We start from the raw sequence: 15,107 nt of genomic DNA, 5'->3' as shown, positions 1-15,107 counted from the left end.
CGCGGAAGGAAGGCATCCTTGTTTCTCTTTTCAAAGCTCGTCTGGCTGTTTGGGCAACCATTGTCGCTCGCTTTTCTTTTCGTCGTGCTTGCCGTGCTGGCGGGCCTTATCCGCTGGCGTGCGACAAGCTTCGTTTCGTCCGCGATTGCGGGCCTCATCCTGTTCATCACGCTCTACACGACTGCCGGCAACTACCTTCTGCAAGGTCTCGAGGATCGGTTTATGAAACCGCAGGATCCGGCAAACCTGCAATGCATGATCGTGTTGGGCGGCGCTTTCGAGAACGAGGTGAATACCGCCCGACACGGCGTCGAGCTCAATGCCGGCGGTGATCGCTTCGTCGAGGCGCTGCGGCTGGCACAGAAATTTCCGCAGGCGCGAATCTTGATTTCAGGAGGTGATGGTTCGATTTCCGGAATCTATGAAGGCGACGCGGTGATATCGGCGCGCTTCTTCCCGATGTTCGGCATTGGCAGGGAACGCCTGGTTGAGGAAACGACGTCACGGACGACGTTCGAAAACGCAATGAACACCAAGGAACTCCTGGCGAGCCATGGCCTCTCGAACTGCCTGCTGATCACCTCAGGCTATCATATGCCGCGGTCGGTCGGTATTTTCCGCAAGCTTGGTATCGACATCGTGCCCTGGCCGACAGATTATCGGACCGACGGACGAGAGAGTCTTGGCCTCGATTTCACGCAACCGAGCCGAAATTCCCAGAACCTCGCAACAGCGATCCGCGAATGGTTCGGTCTTGTCGGCTACTATCTCGCCGGTCGCACCTCAGAGCTCTATCCCGGCTGAACGCGCTATTTCTTGGAGATCGTCACGAACTTGGTGCCGCGCACGCGGGCCGTGACGATGCAAGGCTCTTTCGTCTTGTCGGCATCCGGGCGATCGCAGAAGCGCGGGTGCATTTTCATCGCCAGCACCATGTTGCCGAAGCGCTTCACGAAGTCGTAGCCATAGATCTGGGCGGTTGCGATCATGAAATAACCGCCCTCGGCCACCTGCAGATAGAAATTGTAGGTGCAGCCGTCGTCATTGCACTGCGGCCCCTTCTCGCCGTCGCAGGTCAACTCGCCCTCATTGACGACGGCGTCGACCAGGCCGTCGTTGTTGATATCCTGGCGGATGACGTAGCCATCCGAAAACTCGGCCTTGGTGCACTGTTCCTGAAAGTGCTTCTTCTCATAAATCTCCGGGTCCGAGATAAGCGACTGCTGGGCAAAAGCCGCAACTGGTGCGGCGAGTAGCGCGGCAATGTTCAAAGCGATCAGAAGCGTTTTCACGAGGGTTTCTCTTTTGGTCGAATAAGGACGCTGTTGGCCGCACAGTTTGGCTGATCCGCCTTGCGCCGCCCTTGCCGCCGTGATTCATATTTCGGAAAGATACTCGTCGGTTCTGGAGGACTGCATGTCGCCGTTCGTCTACGTTGATTATGCCGGCGTTGCGCTCTTTGCGGCGACCGGCGCGCTCGCGGCGTCGCGCAAGCAGCTCGACCTGATCGGCTTTCTCTTCTTTGCGATCGTTACCGGCACTGGCGGCGGCACGGTACGCGACATTATTCTTGGACGCGTGCCGGTATTCTGGGTTCTGAACCCGACTTACGTCATCGTCTGCTGTGCCGTCGGCGTCCTGGTGTTCTTTACCGCCCACCTTGTCGAGTCGCGCTATCGCTTGCTGATCTGGCTGGATGCCGTCGGGCTCTCCGCTTATTGCGTGATGGGTGCGGCGAAGGGTCTTGCCGCTACTGGCTCACCAACGATCGGCATCGTCACCGGGACATTGACGGCGACCTTCGGCGGCATTCTCCGCGATCTCTTGGCCAATGAGCCGTCCGTGTTGCTGCGGCCGGAAATCTACATCACCGCAGCATTGGTCGGCGGCGGCATCTTTACGGCTGCGAATGCACTTGATCTGCCGCTCTATGCAGCCTCCGCAGTCGGTGTCGTTGCGGCATTCCTCGTGCGTGGCGGCGCGCTGTACTTCGGCTGGACGTTTCCGACGTATAGGGCCAAGCCCGGCCGGCACCCTGACGATGTGATGTGAAATCAGCGCCGCTTGGCGCGCAGGCGGATCACCACGTCGACATGCGCGATTTCGAGGCCTTCCGGCGGCTCCGGAAGATTGCCGATGGTCAGATTGCTGACCGGAATATCGAGCACATCATTTTCGCCCTCGATGAAGAAGTGGTGATGGTCGGAGACGTTGGTGTCGAAATAGGTCTTGGCGCTTTCGACGGCGAGAACGCGGATCATACCGGCCTCGGTGAACTGGTGGAGCGTGTTGTAGACGGTCGCCAGCGACACCGGCACGCCCGCCTGCACGGCCTCCTCATGGAGTTCTTCAACCGTCAGATGCCGATCGCCTTTGGCAAAGAGCAGGTCACCGAGTGCGACGCGCTGGCGCGTCGGACGCAGGCCGGCGTGTCTCAGCCGTGCCTCAATGGTAAGCGGGGCCTCTGCCACCATCCGACAAACTCCGGTTAATCTAGCGTCAAGCAATCAGGTTTCATTAGCCATATAACTTTTGCGCAAAAGCGTTTCAATAGTTTCAATGGGGACAAAGAGTGCGAAAGCGCCGCAAAATCGGGCTTTTGGCGCAATTAGTGCTGGCCGGGGGCTTGGCCTTCCTGTATGCGACCACCAAATAAGGCGCGCAGCCGGTCCTCCGAAGGTGGGTGAAGCTCAGTCATGCTTATGCTTCATTTTCTGCTGAACTTGGACTAAACGTTCACATCCATCGGCACAGTTGCGGGGGGAATTAGAGTTTTCATGGCGACGAAACAATCCAGCTTCAACTACGAGGAAATTCTGGCCTGCGGCCGCGGCGAACTGTTCGGTCCGGGCAACGCGCAGCTTCCCCTCCCGCCGATGTTGATGGTTCATCGCATTACTGACATTTCCGAAACCGGCGGTGCCTTCGACAAGGGCTACATCCGCGCCGAGTACGACGTGAAGCCAGACGACTGGTATTTTCCGTGCCACTTCGCCGGCAACCCGATCATGCCAGGCTGCCTTGGCCTTGATGGCATGTGGCAGCTGACTGGCTTCTTCCTCGGCTGGCTGGGCGAGCCCGGGCGCGGCATGGCGCTTTCGACAGGCGAAGTGAAGTTCAAGGGCATGATCCGCCCGACCACGAAGCTGCTCGAGTACGGCATCGATTTCAAGCGCGTCATGCGCGGCCGGCTGGTTCTCGGCACCGCCGATGGCTGGCTGAAGGCCGACGGCGAAACCATCTACCAGGCCACCGACCTGCGCGTCGGCCTGTCCAAGGACAAAGAAGCCTGATTGCACCGGGCATACATGCCCGGTTTCCAAGTTAGAAAAAACGAAAAGGTCGAAACACATGAGACGGGTAGTTGTCACGGGTCTGGGCGTTGTTTCCTCGATCGGCAATGATGCTGCCGAGGTCACTGCCTCGCTGCGCGATGCCAAGTCCGGCATTTCCTTCTCCAACGATTTTGCCGAGCACGGCTTCAAATGCCAGGTATGGGGTCGCCCGACGCTGGATCCGACTGATCTGGTCGATCGTCGTGCGATGCGCTTCCTGTCGCAGGGCGGCGCCTGGAACCATGTCGCGATGAAGCAGGCGATCGCGGATTCCGGTCTGGAAGAGAGCGATATCAGCAACAACGAGCGCACCGGCATCATCATGGGCTCGGGCGGTCCATCGACCCGGACGCTGATCGAAGCCGCCGACATCACCATCAAAAACAACAGCCCGAAGCGCATCGGCCCGTTTGCCGTGCCGAAGGCCATGTCTTCGACGGCATCGGCAACGCTCGCGACCTGGTTCAAGATCCACGGCGTCAACTACTCAATCTCGTCGGCATGCTCGACCTCGGCACACTGCATAGGCAATGCCGCCGAAATGATCCAGTGGGGCAAGCAGGACGTGATGTTCGCTGGCGGCCACGAAGACCTCGACTGGACGATGTCGAACCTCTTCGACGCCATGGGCGCCATGTCCTCCAAATACAACGACACGCCTAATACGGCTTCGCGCGCCTATGATGTCAGCCGTGACGGTTTTGTCATTGCTGGCGGCGCGGGCGTGCTCGTGCTGGAAGAACTGGAGCGTGCCAAGGCGCGCGGGGCAAAGATCTACGCCGAAATCGTCGGCTACGGCGCGACCTCCGATGGTTACGACATGGTCGCTCCATCGGGCGAAGGCGCGATCCGCTGCATGCGTCAGGCGCTCGCCACCGTTAAGGGCGATGTCGACTATATCAACACGCACGGCACCTCCACCCCTGTTGGCGACAGCAAGGAAATTGGTGCGATCCGCGAAGTCTTCGGCGACAAGATCCCGCACATCCAGTCGACCAAGTCGCTGACGGGCCACTCGCTGGGCGCAGCCGGCGTGCAGGAATCGATCTACTCGCTGCTGATGATGCAGGCCGGCTTCATCGGCGAAAGCGCCCACATCACCGAGCTCGACCCGGAATTCGACGGTGTTCCGATCGTTCGCAAGCGTATCGACGACGCCAAGATCGACATTGCGCTTTCCAACTCCTTCGGCTTTGGCGGCACCAACGCCACGCTCGTCTTCCAGCGCTATAACGGATAACAATATGACGGGAATTATGCAGGGTAAGCGCGGCCTCATCATGGGTGTCGCGAACAACCATTCCATCGCCTGGGGAATTTCGAAGGCGCTGGCAGCGCAGGGCGCCGAACTCGCCTTTACCTATCAGGGCGATGCGCTCGGCAAGCGAGTCAAGCCGCTGGCCGCCGAAGTCGGATCCGAATTCGTTCTGCCTTGCGATGTCGAGGACATTGCCTCCGTCGATGCCACCGTCGATGCCATCAGGGAACGGTGGGGCACGTTCGACTTTGTCGTGCACGCCATCGGCTTTTCCGACAAGAACGAGCTCAAGGGCCTTTACGCCGACACCACGCGCGACAACTTCAGCCGCACGATGGTCATCTCCTGTTTTTCCTTCACGGAAATCGCCAAGCGCTGCGCACCGCTGATGAATGCAGGCGGGTCGATGCTGACGCTGACCTATAACGGCTCGACGCGCGTCATCCCGAACTACAACGTCATGGGTGTTGCCAAGGCCGCCCTTGAGGCGTCTGTGCGCTATCTGGCCGCCGACTACGGCCCGCGTGGTATTCGCGTCAACGCGATCTCCGCCGGCCCGATTCGCACGCTCGCCGGCGCCGGTATCTCTGACGCCCGCGCCATTCTGTCGTGGAACCAGCAGAACTCGCCGCTGCGCAAGACCGTGACCATCGATCACGTCGGTAATTCGGCCCTCTACCTGCTCTCCGACATGGCAGCAGGCGTCACCGGCGAAATCCACTTCGTCGACGCCGGCTTCAACATTACCTCGATGCCGGCGCTCGACGCGCTACGCCGGGCAGACGTGGAATAGACACTGAAGGCCGGGCTTGATGACGAGCCCGGCTTTTTTCTTCAAGATGCATCCGCTAGGGATGCGTGACCTGCCGCAAGATGGCCGCCGAATCCCTGGCGCCCCAGCGAGTCGCAATCTTTCCATTCTCGACAACGAACCATTCCATTGCAGTGACTTCGTAGCTTTTTCCGGTCGGGTCATGCCCCACGAGACCGCGAAAGAAACCGCAATAGCGCCCGCTTTCCCGATAGCGAACCACGACATTCGCTCCCTCGGCGGCGATATCGAGGATCTCGAGGTTTATATTCATACCCTCGTGAAGCTCGCGCCAGATGGGCTCGACGTCATCGAGACCGCCATACCCTAGAACACCGTAAATCCGCGCATCGGCGGCAAACAGCTCGCGCAGTGCCGCCGTGTCGAAGCGATTGAATGCCTCGACATAGGCCCTTACGAGCGTCTTGTTGGCTTCCGTCTCCATGTCTCTCCCCCTGTTCTCTCCCATCTGCAGCAAGTCTAGCAGATCCCCCAAGGCTGCCTATGCCGGCAGCTTACTTCTTCGCCCAAAGCACCTTGAAGCGGGCATTGCGGCAGGTCTCTCCGCTTTCCTTGAAGTTCGCAGCGAGCACCGGCTCATAGGGCAGGCCGCGATTGGCAACCAGCAGCAGGCGACCGCCGCCACGCAGCACCGACGCGGCTGTCTTGATCATCGCCTGGCCGAGTGACGGCTCCGCCGCGTGGCCCTCATGGAAGGGTGGGTTCATGATGACGAGGTCGTACTTGTCCTTAACAGGTTCGCCGGCCAGATCGTGCCAGAAGAAGCGCGCGGGCACATCGGGGCAGTTCTCCGCCAGGTTGGCCTTGGCGGCCTGCAAAGCAGCGTGGTTGGCTTCGTAAAGGTCAAGACGGCTGACGCCGGGAGACCGCTCCGCGAGTTCGACAGAGAGATAGCCCCAGCCAGCGCCAAAATCAGCGACATCGCCGGTGAAATCCGCAGGCAGACGCGAGGCGAGCAGCTCCGAGCCGTCATCGATACGGTCGTGCGAGAACATGCCAGCCGCGGCCACGAAGCGGCCATCGACGCGCACGGCTGGCTTGGCGAGCTTGCCGACGATCTCGCTGACATCGGCCGGCCGCGCGACCCACAACGCAACGCCGTGATACTTCGGCATATGCTCGATCTCGAAGCCGAAACCCTCCATGCGCTTGCGGAGCGACTGGATGCCGTCCTCCTTGCCGCCGGCGATGACGATCAGGCCACCGACCTTCACACGCTGAAGCGCGGCAGCGATGTTGGCCTCGTTCTCGCCCTTGTGTTTGTTGCAGAGGACCAAGGCGGCATCGTAGTCCTCGCCTTCAATCTCAGGCGTGGTTTCGATGCGTTGGGAGAGAAGCTGCCGGTACAGCGGCCGGAGGCCCTGTACGGCGCTCAGCGAGGCGGCAAAGCCCTCCGGCACGGCGAAGCCTGCCTCGGCGCCCAGAAAGAGCACACGCTCGCCTTCGCCGGGCGCGTCGACGGTGCCGCTGGCAAAGGGATGGAACAGGGTCTTCAGGGTTTCGCGGCTCATGATCTCTTCTCGCCTTCGGATACAAAAAGGGCGCGGGAAAACTCCCACGCCCTCGAATGGTTTGAAAGGCGCGGCTTACTCAGCCGCATCTTCCTTCTTCTTTTCGGACTTTTCGGCAGCCGGGAGCTCCTGGCCGGTTGCCTGGTCGACAACCTTCATCGACAGGCGGACCTTGCCGCGCTCGTCGAAGCCGAGGAGCTTGACCCAGACCTTCTGGCCTTCCTTGACGACGTCCTGCGTCTTCGCAACACGCTCGGAAGCGAGCTGCGAGATGTGGACGAGGCCGTCACGGGCACCGAAGAAGTTGACGAATGCGCCGAAGTCGGCGGTCTTGACGACCGTGCCCTCGTAGATCTGACCAACTTCCGGCTCAGCAACGATCGAGTGGATCCACTTGCGGGCCGCTTCGATTTCCTTGCCGGACGAGGAAGCGATCTTAACCGTGCCGTCGTCTTCGATGTTGATCTTCGCGCCGGTCTTTTCGACGATTTCGCGGATGACCTTGCCGCCGGAGCCGATAACTTCGCGGATCTTGTCGACCGGAATGTTCATGACTTCGATGCGCGGTGCGAATTCGCCGAGCTGGCCACGGCTCTCGGTGATGGCCTTGGCCATTTCGCCGAGGATGTGGGCACGACCGCCCTTTGCCTGGCTGAGCGCGACCTTCATGATCTCTTCGGTGATACCGGCGATCTTGATGTCCATCTGCAGCGAAGTGATGCCGTCAGCGGTACCGGCGACCTTGAAGTCCATGTCGCCGAGGTGGTCTTCGTCACCGAGGATGTCGGAGAGAACGGCGAAGCGATCGCCTTCGAGGATCAGACCCATGGCGATACCGGCAACCGGCTTGGCGAGCGGAACGCCGGCGTCCATCAGAGCGAGCGATGTGCCGCAGACGGTTGCCATCGAGGACGAGCCGTTCGACTCGGTGATTTCGGAGACAACGCGCAGCGTATAGGGGAACTGCTCAGCCGACGGCAGCATCGGGTGGATGGCGCGCCATGCGAGCTTGCCGTGACCGATTTCGCGGCGGCCCGGAGAGCCCATGCGGCCGGTTTCGCCTACGGAGTAGGGCGGGAAGTTGTAATGAAGCAGGAAGCGCTCCTTGTACATACCCGTGAGGCTGTCAACGTACTGCTCGTCTTCGCCGGTGCCGAGCGTGGCAACGACGATCGCCTGCGTTTCACCGCGTGTGAAGAGCGCCGAACCGTGCGTGCGCGGCAGGAGGCCGACTTCCGAGACGATCGGACGAACGGTTTCGAGGTCGCGGCCGTCGATACGGCTCTTGGTGTCGAGAATGTTCCAACGTACGATCTTCGCCTGCAGGTGCTTGAAGATCGCGCCGACTTCTTCGGCCGTGTACTTGGCTTCGCCTTCTTCCGGCAGGAAGTGTGCCTTGACCTTCGCCTTGACGGCGTCGACGGCAGCGTAGCGCTCAGCCTTCTGCGTGTTCTTGTAGGCGGTGCGCAGCTCGGCTTCGAAATGCTTCAGCATTTCGCCTTCGAGTTCCGAATAGTCTTCCGGCTGGAAGTCGCGCGGTTCCTTGGCTGCCACTTCGGCGAGCTTGATGATCGCGTCGAGAACCGGCTGGAAGCCGCGGTGACCGAACATAACGGCGCCGAGCATGACTTCTTCATTCAGTTCCTTGGCTTCGGATTCAACCATCAGAACGGCGTCGTGCGTACCTGCGACAACGAGGTCGAGAACCGACTCGTCCATCTCGTCGAGATGCGGGTTGAGAACGTATTCACCGTTGATGTAGCCGACGCGGGCGCCACCGACCGGGCCCATGAAGGGAACACCCGAAAGGGTGAGTGCCGCCGAGGTCGCAACCATCGACAGGATGTCGGGGTTGTTTTCGAGGTCATGCTGGATGACGGTGACGACGACCTGGGTGTCGTTCTTGTAGCCTTCCGGGAAGAGCGGGCGGATCGGGCGGTCAATCAGGCGGGAAACGAGGGTTTCGTTTTCGCTCGGACGGCCTTCACGCTTGAAGTAGCCGCCGGGAATCTTGCCGGCTGCGTAGGTCTTTTCCTGGTAGTTGACGGTCAGCGGGAAGAAGTCCTGGCCCGGCTTCGGCGCCTTGGCGGAAACGACGGTGGCGAGAACCACTGTTTCGCCGTAAGTCGCGAGAACGGCACCATCAGCCTGGCGGGCGATCTTGCCGGTTTCGAGCTTCAGCGGGCGGCCTGCCCACTCGATTTCCACACTATGAGTATCGAACATATGTCTTGTCCTTCAATGCGGGAACATGCGCCCCGCCTTCCAAGGCACGGCGCACGGTCAACCGCAATCGGTGTGACGCATCATGGGCAAGACAACGGGAGGCTTTACATCAACGGCCCCGGAAGAGACCGGGCCAAAGCTCCTCGAGCTCTGGCCGAAAGCATCCGGCAATCCTGCCCCATGACAGGTCAACGGTTGGTTTGGCAGAACCGGCCCATCCGGGTCTGCCGGGCAATCCGCCATGGGCGGCGGGTGGGGAAAGGTTCCCCAAAAAAATCCGGCGGGCGTCCCAAGGGGGAGCGCCCGCCGAAAAATCATTAGCGGCGGATACCCAGGCTGCCGATCAGCTTGGTGTAGCGGCCTTCGTCCTTCTTCTTGAGGTAGTCAAGAAGCGAGCGGCGGCTGGAAACCATCGTCAGCAGACCACGGCGGGAATGGTTATCCTTCTTGTGGTCCTTGAAGTGGCCGGTCAGGTTGTTGATACGCTCGGTCAGGATGGCAACCTGAACTTCCGGAGAACCGGTGTCGCCTTCGAACGTTGCGTATTCCTTGATCAGAGCCGTCTTGCGCTCAGCAGTAATCGACATCGGATGTTCCTTTCTATGAGAGGAGATTAGGTCGCCAAAAGCCGGGATGTCGTCCAGCTTCGGCCGCGAATGCATTCGGGCCGAGCCCGATTGCTGGCGCTGCGTATAAACCAAATGCGCTGCAATGGAAAGAGGTATGCCACAGATCGCCGATTCGTCACTTTCCGGCCATCGCATCCCGGATCATGGCATTGTAGCCCTCCGGGTTCTGCAGCATGGCGAAGTGGCTCGCGTCCTTGAGGATCACCAGCTTCGATCCCGGAATTTGTTTGGCCATCATCTCGGTATGGTCGAGCTTGATTGCCTCGTCGTGGTCGCCGATCGTCAAGGTGACGGGTACCTTGATCTTGCCAAGGTCGTCGGCAGTCCAGGCCGGCTGGCTCGCCCACATCGCCGAGATCTCGGTAACGAAGGCATCATATTCGTTCGGTGTCGGCGAGAGTTTTTTGTAAGTCTCGCCGGCGGCATTGATGTAATTGCTGAAAGTCTCGTTGGTCATAACGTCGGCCTTTAGGCCGTCGGTCGTGACGTTCGCCGCCTGCGCGATCACGCACGTCAGCTTCTCAGGGTTCTTCATCGCCATGTCGATGCCGATGATGCCGCCATCAGACCAGCCGACCAGGGTCACCTTGTCGAGCTTCAGATAGTCCAGCAAAGCGACATAATCCGACGTCATCAGGTCATAGCCGAACGGCTGCTCACTACGCGTCGAGCGGCCGTGTCCGCGGCTGTCAGCCACGATTACCCGATGATCCTTCGCGAACTCAGCCACCTGATAGCCCCAGACGTCCGCGCTACCGAGCCCACCATGGATGAACAGGATCGGATCGCCCTCACCATACTCGGCGTAATACATCTTGATGTCGTTGACGGGAGCCATGCCGCTCGTCTTTGCTGTCGGCATTGGCGGGAAGGCCGGTAACGTGGCCCAGCGCTCTGCGGAGTGACCGTTGGCGGCCATCAAAAGCGCCGAGAAGAACATCAGGATGCCGGCTGCAAGTCTGCCCATGACTGTCTCCCTGATCCAAAGGGCTCCACGGCCCGGATCAGGCAAACATATCTCAATGCCAAAGGCTGACAACTGCCATCTATGGTTTTGCCGGCGCTAGAGCGGGCGAAAACCAGAAGTTTATAGAAGCTCAGCCAAAGACGCGTTTCGGGCGGAACTCACCTTGGCCGATCTCGCCGATCGCAACCAGTTTGCCGCGAGACGTAGCATAAGCTTCGCTTTCGGCAACCGGTGCGTCGCGACCCCGCACGAGGATCGGATTGCCCATCTTCAGACGATGTGCCTGGTCGTCATTGACGACGAGATGCGGCAACGAGGAGAGCGCTTCGCTGGTGTCGATCAGCAGGGCATCCAGGGCGGCAAGCCGTTCGTCGGCGTCTTCGATCGCCTCGAGCGCGACGAGGTCGGCAAGCGGCACCATGGTTTCTTCGGCAAACGGTGCAACGAAGCTGCGGCGCAGGCCCGAGATGTGGCCGTAGCAGCCGAGTTCGCGGCCGAAATCGCGCGCCAACGCGCGTACATAGGTGCCCTTGCCGCATTCGACTTCGAAATGCGCCGTATTGGCGTCCTGGCATGACAACAGCGTCAGGCGGAAGATCTCGACCTCACGGGAGGGGATTTCCACCGCCTCGCCATCGCGGGCCAGATCGTAGGCGCGCTCGCCCGCGATCTTGATTGCCGAAAACTGCGGCGGCACCTGACTGATGACGCCGGTGTATTTTGGCAGGAGGTCGCGGATCTGCTGTTCGCTCGGGCGCTTGTCGGAGCTCTGCGTTACATCGCCCTCGAGATCGTCGGTTGCGCGCTCCTCGCCCCAGGTTACGGTGAACTCGTAGATCTTGCGGCCGTCCATCACGTAGGGAACGGTCTTCGTCGCATCACCAAGCGCGATCGGCAGCATGCCCGAGGCCAGCGGGTCGAGCGTGCCGGCGTGACCGCATTTCTGCGCCTTGAACAGCCACTTGATCTTGGAAACAGCTTCGGTGGAGCCGAAATCGACCGGCTTGTCGAGGATCAGCCAGCCCGAGATCGGGCGGCCCTTCGGTTTACGTGGTTTGGACATCAGTCTCTTCTACTATTCTTCTTCGGTATCGCCGTGGTCGAGATCGCGGCTCACCTCCGGCGAGCGCAGCAACTCGTCGATCTTCTTGTAATTGTCGAAGCTCGTATCGTCGCGGAAGCGGATATCCGGCATGTATTTCATCTGCCGAAGCTGCGGGCCAAGGCGGCCACGGATGTATTTCGCATTGCGGTTCAGCGCAGCGATCACTGCATCATGATCCGTTACACCGAGCGGCGTCACGTAGGCCGTCGCGATCTTCAGATCAGGCGACATGCGGACTTCGGAGATGGAAATGACGGTCTTCTCGATCACGTCATCGCGCACTTCGCCACGCTGCAGAACCTGCGTGATAGCGGCGCGAACCTGCTCGCCGACGCGCAGCATACGCTGCGAAGGTGCGGAGGTTGTTGGTCTTGTTGCCATTTTTCTTTGCCTCAAAAGGTTCGGGCGCCGGCCTCAGTTGATCCGGCGCCCGTCCAAATGTCCAATATCACACGATCAGAGCGTACGGGTGATGTGCTCGACGCGGAAGCACTCGATCGTGTCGCCGGCGCGGATGTCTTCGTAATTCTCGAAAGCCATACCGCATTCCTGGCCGGAATGCACTTCCGAGACTTCGTCCTTGAAGCGCTTGAGCGTCTTGAGCTTGCCTTCGTGGATGACGACGTGGTCGCGGACGAGGCGGACACCAACTCCACGCTCGACCTTGCCCTCGGTAACACGGCAACCCGCGACCTTGCCGACCTTCGTGATGTTGAACACCTCGAGGATCTCGGCATTGCCGAGGAAGGTTTCGCGACGCTCCGGCGAGAGCAGACCCGACATCGCCGCCTTCACGTCATCCACCAGATCGTAGATGATGTTGTAGTAACGGATTTCGATGCCCTGGCGTTCTGCCAGCGTACGGGCCTGTGCATTCGCACGAACGTTGAAGCCGATGATCGCAGCACCCGATGCCTCGGCAAGCGAGATATCCGATTCCGTTACACCGCCGACAGCCGAGTGAACGATGCGGGCACGAACTTCGTCCGTACCGAGCTTTTCGAGCGCACCAGCGATCGCTTCGATCGAACCCTGCACGTCACCCTTGATGACCAGCGGGAACTCCTTGACGCCCGCCGACTGCAGCTGCGTCATCATCTGTTCCAGCGAGCCGCGCTGGCCCGAATGGCGGGCGGCAGCCTTGTCGCGAGCGAGACGCTGGCGATATTCCGAGATCTCGCGGGCGCGGCCTTCGTTTTCAACGACGGCGAACCTGTCACCTGCCTGCGGCGTGCCGGAAAGGCCGAGCACCTCGACCGGCATGGCCGGCGGGGCTTCCTTCATGTGTTCGCCCTTGTCGTTGACGAGGGCGCGGACACGACCCCAGACATCACCAGCGACGATGATCTGGCCGGGCTTCAGCGTACCGTTCTGGACGAGAACCGTGGCAACCGAACCGCGGCCACGGTCGAGCTGGGCTTCGATGACGGTACCTTCCGCCGTGCGGTTCGGATTGGCCTTGAGGTCCAGGATTTCGGCCTGCAGCAGAATGGCTTCCAGCAGCTTGTCGAGGTTCTTTCCGGTCTTGGCCGAAACTTCGACGTCAAGAACTTCACCGCCCATCGATTCCACGAAGACTTCGTGCTGCAGGAGCTGCGTGCGCACCTTCTGCGGATCGGCGGTCGGCTTGTCGACCTTGTTGATCGCCACGATGATCGGAACACCAGCCGCCTTGGCATGGTTGATCGATTCAATCGTCTGCGGCATGACGCTGTCATCAGCTGCAACGACCAGGATCGCGATGTCGGTCGCCTGCGCACCGCGGGCACGCATTGCCGTAAAGGCGGCGTGGCCGGGGGTGTCGATGAAGGTGATCTTCTGACCGTTCTGCTCGACCTGATAGGCGCCGATATGCTGCGTGATACCACCGGCTTCGCCAGCAACCACATTGGCATGACGGATGGCGTCGAGCAGCGAGGTCTTGCCGTGGTCGACGTGGCCCATGATGGTCACAACAGGCGGACGCGAAACGCGATCGCCCTCATCGTCGGCAACGTTGAAGATGCCAAGTTCGACGTCGGATTCAGAAACGCGCTTGACTGTGTGGCCGAATTCGCCAGCGATGAGTTCAGCAAGGTCGGCGTCGATGACGTCGCCCGGCTTCATCATCTGGCCTTCCTTCATCAGGTACTTGATGACATCGACCGCGCGTTCGGACATGCGCTGCGACAGTTCCTGGATGGTAATGGTCTCCGGCAGAACGACTTCTCGCGAAATCTTCTCGCGGGTTTCCTGCATCTGGCTGCGGCGGAACTTCTCCTGACGACGGCGCATTGCCGAGAGCGAACGGCCGCGTGCACTGTCTTCATCCTCGCTTGCGGTCGTGATCGTCAGCTTTCCGCGGCGACGATCCTCCTCACCCTTGGGGCGAGTCGTCACCGGCTTTGCGGGCTCGGGACGAACGACACGACCACGAACCGGCGCGCCGCCACGCGGCGCAGAGCGATCGTCGTCGTCAGAGTCGCGACGACCGCGTCCAGCCGGCGCAACAGCGCCAGGTGCCGGGCGTGCCACGGCCGGAGATGGCGCAGCATCCGGACGGCGCGCGACGGGCGCAGCCGGCTGAACGCGCGGCGCCTCAGTGCGTTGCTCGACAACAGCAGGTGCTGCTGGCGCAGTCGGAGCGGCGGCGGCTTCAGCGGCCCGAGCAGCAGCTTCTTCCGCAGCGCGGCGCTTGGCTTCCTCAGCCTCAGCGGCTTGGCGCACGGCTTCTTCCGCGGCGCGGCGCTTTTCTTCCTCGGCGCGGCGAACCGCATCCTCGGCATCGCGAACCTGTGCCATGGCGAGCGCGCGCCGGCGCGCATCCATTTCCTCAGGCGACAGATGGTTCAGGACCACCGGACGAGGGCGATCCTGCTGACGCGGAGGCTGAGAAGAAGGTTGCTGCGGACGCGACTGCTGGCCGCCCGTCGGCTGAATGCGCGGCTGTGGCACCTGCGGCGCGCGCGGCTGGTGCACGCTCGGAGCTGCTTCGGCACGAACCGGAGCGCTGGAGCCTACGGGGGTGATCGGGCGCTCGTCCTCCGGACGCATCGGACGCCGCTTGCGGGTCTCGACAACGACCGCCTTGGTGCGGCCGCGGCCCATATCCTGGCGCACGGTGCCCTGGCTCATTCCCGACGGCTTCAGGGTCAAAGTCTTCTTGCCCGGTCCGTTCAGTGTCTTGTCGTCATTGCTATCGGTCATTCGTTCCCGTTCCTTCGGACAGGGAGCGATGACGTCATCAGACCCTGTCGTTCAAATA

Annotated in this window: 15 protein-coding genes; 5 read left to right on the top strand and 10 right to left on the bottom strand. The window is 60.9% G+C overall.

What is annotated here, in order from left to right:
• Positions 1-18: 18 nt before the first annotated feature.
• Positions 19-804 carry a YdcF family protein gene (locus tag NBG89_RS17575; protein ID WP_431320983.1) on the top strand — a complete coding sequence of 262 codons (786 nt, stop codon included), beginning with the start codon at positions 19-21 and terminating at the stop codon, positions 802-804.
• A 5-nt stretch (positions 805-809) separates the two neighbouring features.
• On the opposite strand, the gene NBG89_RS17570 is transcribed toward NBG89_RS17575, so the two are convergent.
• Positions 810-1,292 (bottom strand): hypothetical protein, encoded by a 483-nt coding sequence (locus NBG89_RS17570; protein WP_431320982.1) that lies wholly within the window; start codon positions 1,290-1,292, stop codon positions 810-812.
• 124 nt (positions 1,293-1,416) lie between these two features.
• Here NBG89_RS17570 and NBG89_RS17565 point away from each other — a divergent pair, with 124 nt between their 5' ends.
• On the top strand, positions 1,417-2,052 hold the full coding sequence (locus tag NBG89_RS17565; RefSeq protein WP_431320981.1) for a trimeric intracellular cation channel family protein: 636 nt from the start codon (positions 1,417-1,419) through the stop codon (positions 2,050-2,052).
• A gap of 2 nt (positions 2,053-2,054) precedes the next feature.
• On the opposite strand, the gene irrA is transcribed toward NBG89_RS17565, so the two are convergent.
• Positions 2,055-2,474 (bottom strand): iron response transcriptional regulator IrrA, encoded by a 420-nt coding sequence (gene irrA, locus NBG89_RS17560; protein ID WP_088692554.1) that lies wholly within the window; start codon positions 2,472-2,474, stop codon positions 2,055-2,057.
• 303 nt (positions 2,475-2,777) lie between these two features.
• On the opposite strand from irrA, the gene fabA reads away from it, so the two are divergent.
• The 3 genes from fabA to fabI are packed head-to-tail and all read left to right on the top strand — an operon-like array spanning position 2,778 to position 5,386.
• Positions 2,778-3,293: a 3-hydroxyacyl-[acyl-carrier-protein] dehydratase FabA gene (gene fabA / locus NBG89_RS17555; protein WP_007528973.1), complete on the top strand. Its 516-nt coding sequence runs from the start codon at positions 2,778-2,780 to the stop codon at positions 3,291-3,293.
• A gap of 58 nt (positions 3,294-3,351) precedes the next feature.
• Complete coding sequence (gene fabB / locus NBG89_RS17550; RefSeq protein WP_431320980.1) at positions 3,352-4,575, top strand: beta-ketoacyl-ACP synthase I; 1,224 nt, start codon at positions 3,352-3,354, stop codon at positions 4,573-4,575.
• Between the two features lie 4 nt (positions 4,576-4,579).
• Positions 4,580-5,386 (top strand): enoyl-ACP reductase FabI, encoded by an 807-nt coding sequence (fabI, locus tag NBG89_RS17545; protein WP_431320979.1) that lies wholly within the window; start codon positions 4,580-4,582, stop codon positions 5,384-5,386.
• 55 nt (positions 5,387-5,441) lie between these two features.
• Here the strand turns inward: fabI and NBG89_RS17540 are convergent, their stop codons facing one another.
• From NBG89_RS17540 to infB, 8 genes are all read right to left on the bottom strand, one after another.
• Positions 5,442-5,849, bottom strand: coding sequence for an ester cyclase (locus NBG89_RS17540; RefSeq protein WP_431320978.1), 408 nt, complete (start codon positions 5,847-5,849; stop codon positions 5,442-5,444).
• Positions 5,850-5,919: 70 nt separating this feature from the next.
• Positions 5,920-6,936, bottom strand: coding sequence for a class I SAM-dependent methyltransferase (locus tag NBG89_RS17535; protein WP_431320977.1), 1,017 nt, complete (start codon positions 6,934-6,936; stop codon positions 5,920-5,922).
• 75 nt (positions 6,937-7,011) lie between these two features.
• Positions 7,012-9,162 carry a polyribonucleotide nucleotidyltransferase gene (gene pnp / locus NBG89_RS17530; protein WP_088692559.1) on the bottom strand — a complete coding sequence of 717 codons (2,151 nt, stop codon included), beginning with the start codon at positions 9,160-9,162 and terminating at the stop codon, positions 7,012-7,014.
• Between the two features lie 317 nt (positions 9,163-9,479).
• On the bottom strand, positions 9,480-9,749 hold the full coding sequence (gene rpsO, locus NBG89_RS17525; protein WP_016552226.1) for a 30S ribosomal protein S15: 270 nt from the start codon (positions 9,747-9,749) through the stop codon (positions 9,480-9,482).
• Positions 9,750-9,906: 157 nt separating this feature from the next.
• A complete protein-coding gene (locus NBG89_RS17520) occupies positions 9,907-10,758 on the bottom strand; it encodes an alpha/beta fold hydrolase (protein WP_431320976.1) in 852 nt (283 codons plus the stop codon).
• 130 nt (positions 10,759-10,888) lie between these two features.
• Entirely contained in the window at positions 10,889-11,821 is a 933-nt protein-coding gene (gene truB / locus NBG89_RS17515) for a tRNA pseudouridine(55) synthase TruB (RefSeq protein ID WP_088692561.1), read from the bottom strand.
• 12 nt (positions 11,822-11,833) lie between these two features.
• Positions 11,834-12,244 carry a 30S ribosome-binding factor RbfA gene (gene rbfA / locus NBG89_RS17510; RefSeq protein ID WP_088704169.1) on the bottom strand — a complete coding sequence of 137 codons (411 nt, stop codon included), beginning with the start codon at positions 12,242-12,244 and terminating at the stop codon, positions 11,834-11,836.
• Positions 12,245-12,319: 75 nt separating this feature from the next.
• Positions 12,320-15,049 (bottom strand): translation initiation factor IF-2, encoded by a 2,730-nt coding sequence (infB, locus tag NBG89_RS17505; RefSeq protein ID WP_431320975.1) that lies wholly within the window; start codon positions 15,047-15,049, stop codon positions 12,320-12,322.
• Between the last annotated feature and the right edge of the window lie 58 nt (positions 15,050-15,107).

This window comes from Rhizobium sp. YTU87027 (assembly GCF_050644135.1).
Lineage (GTDB): Bacteria > Pseudomonadota > Alphaproteobacteria > Rhizobiales > Rhizobiaceae > Rhizobium.
Note: the sequence above shows the minus strand (reverse complement) of the source record. Positions and strands in the feature narration are given on the sequence as shown.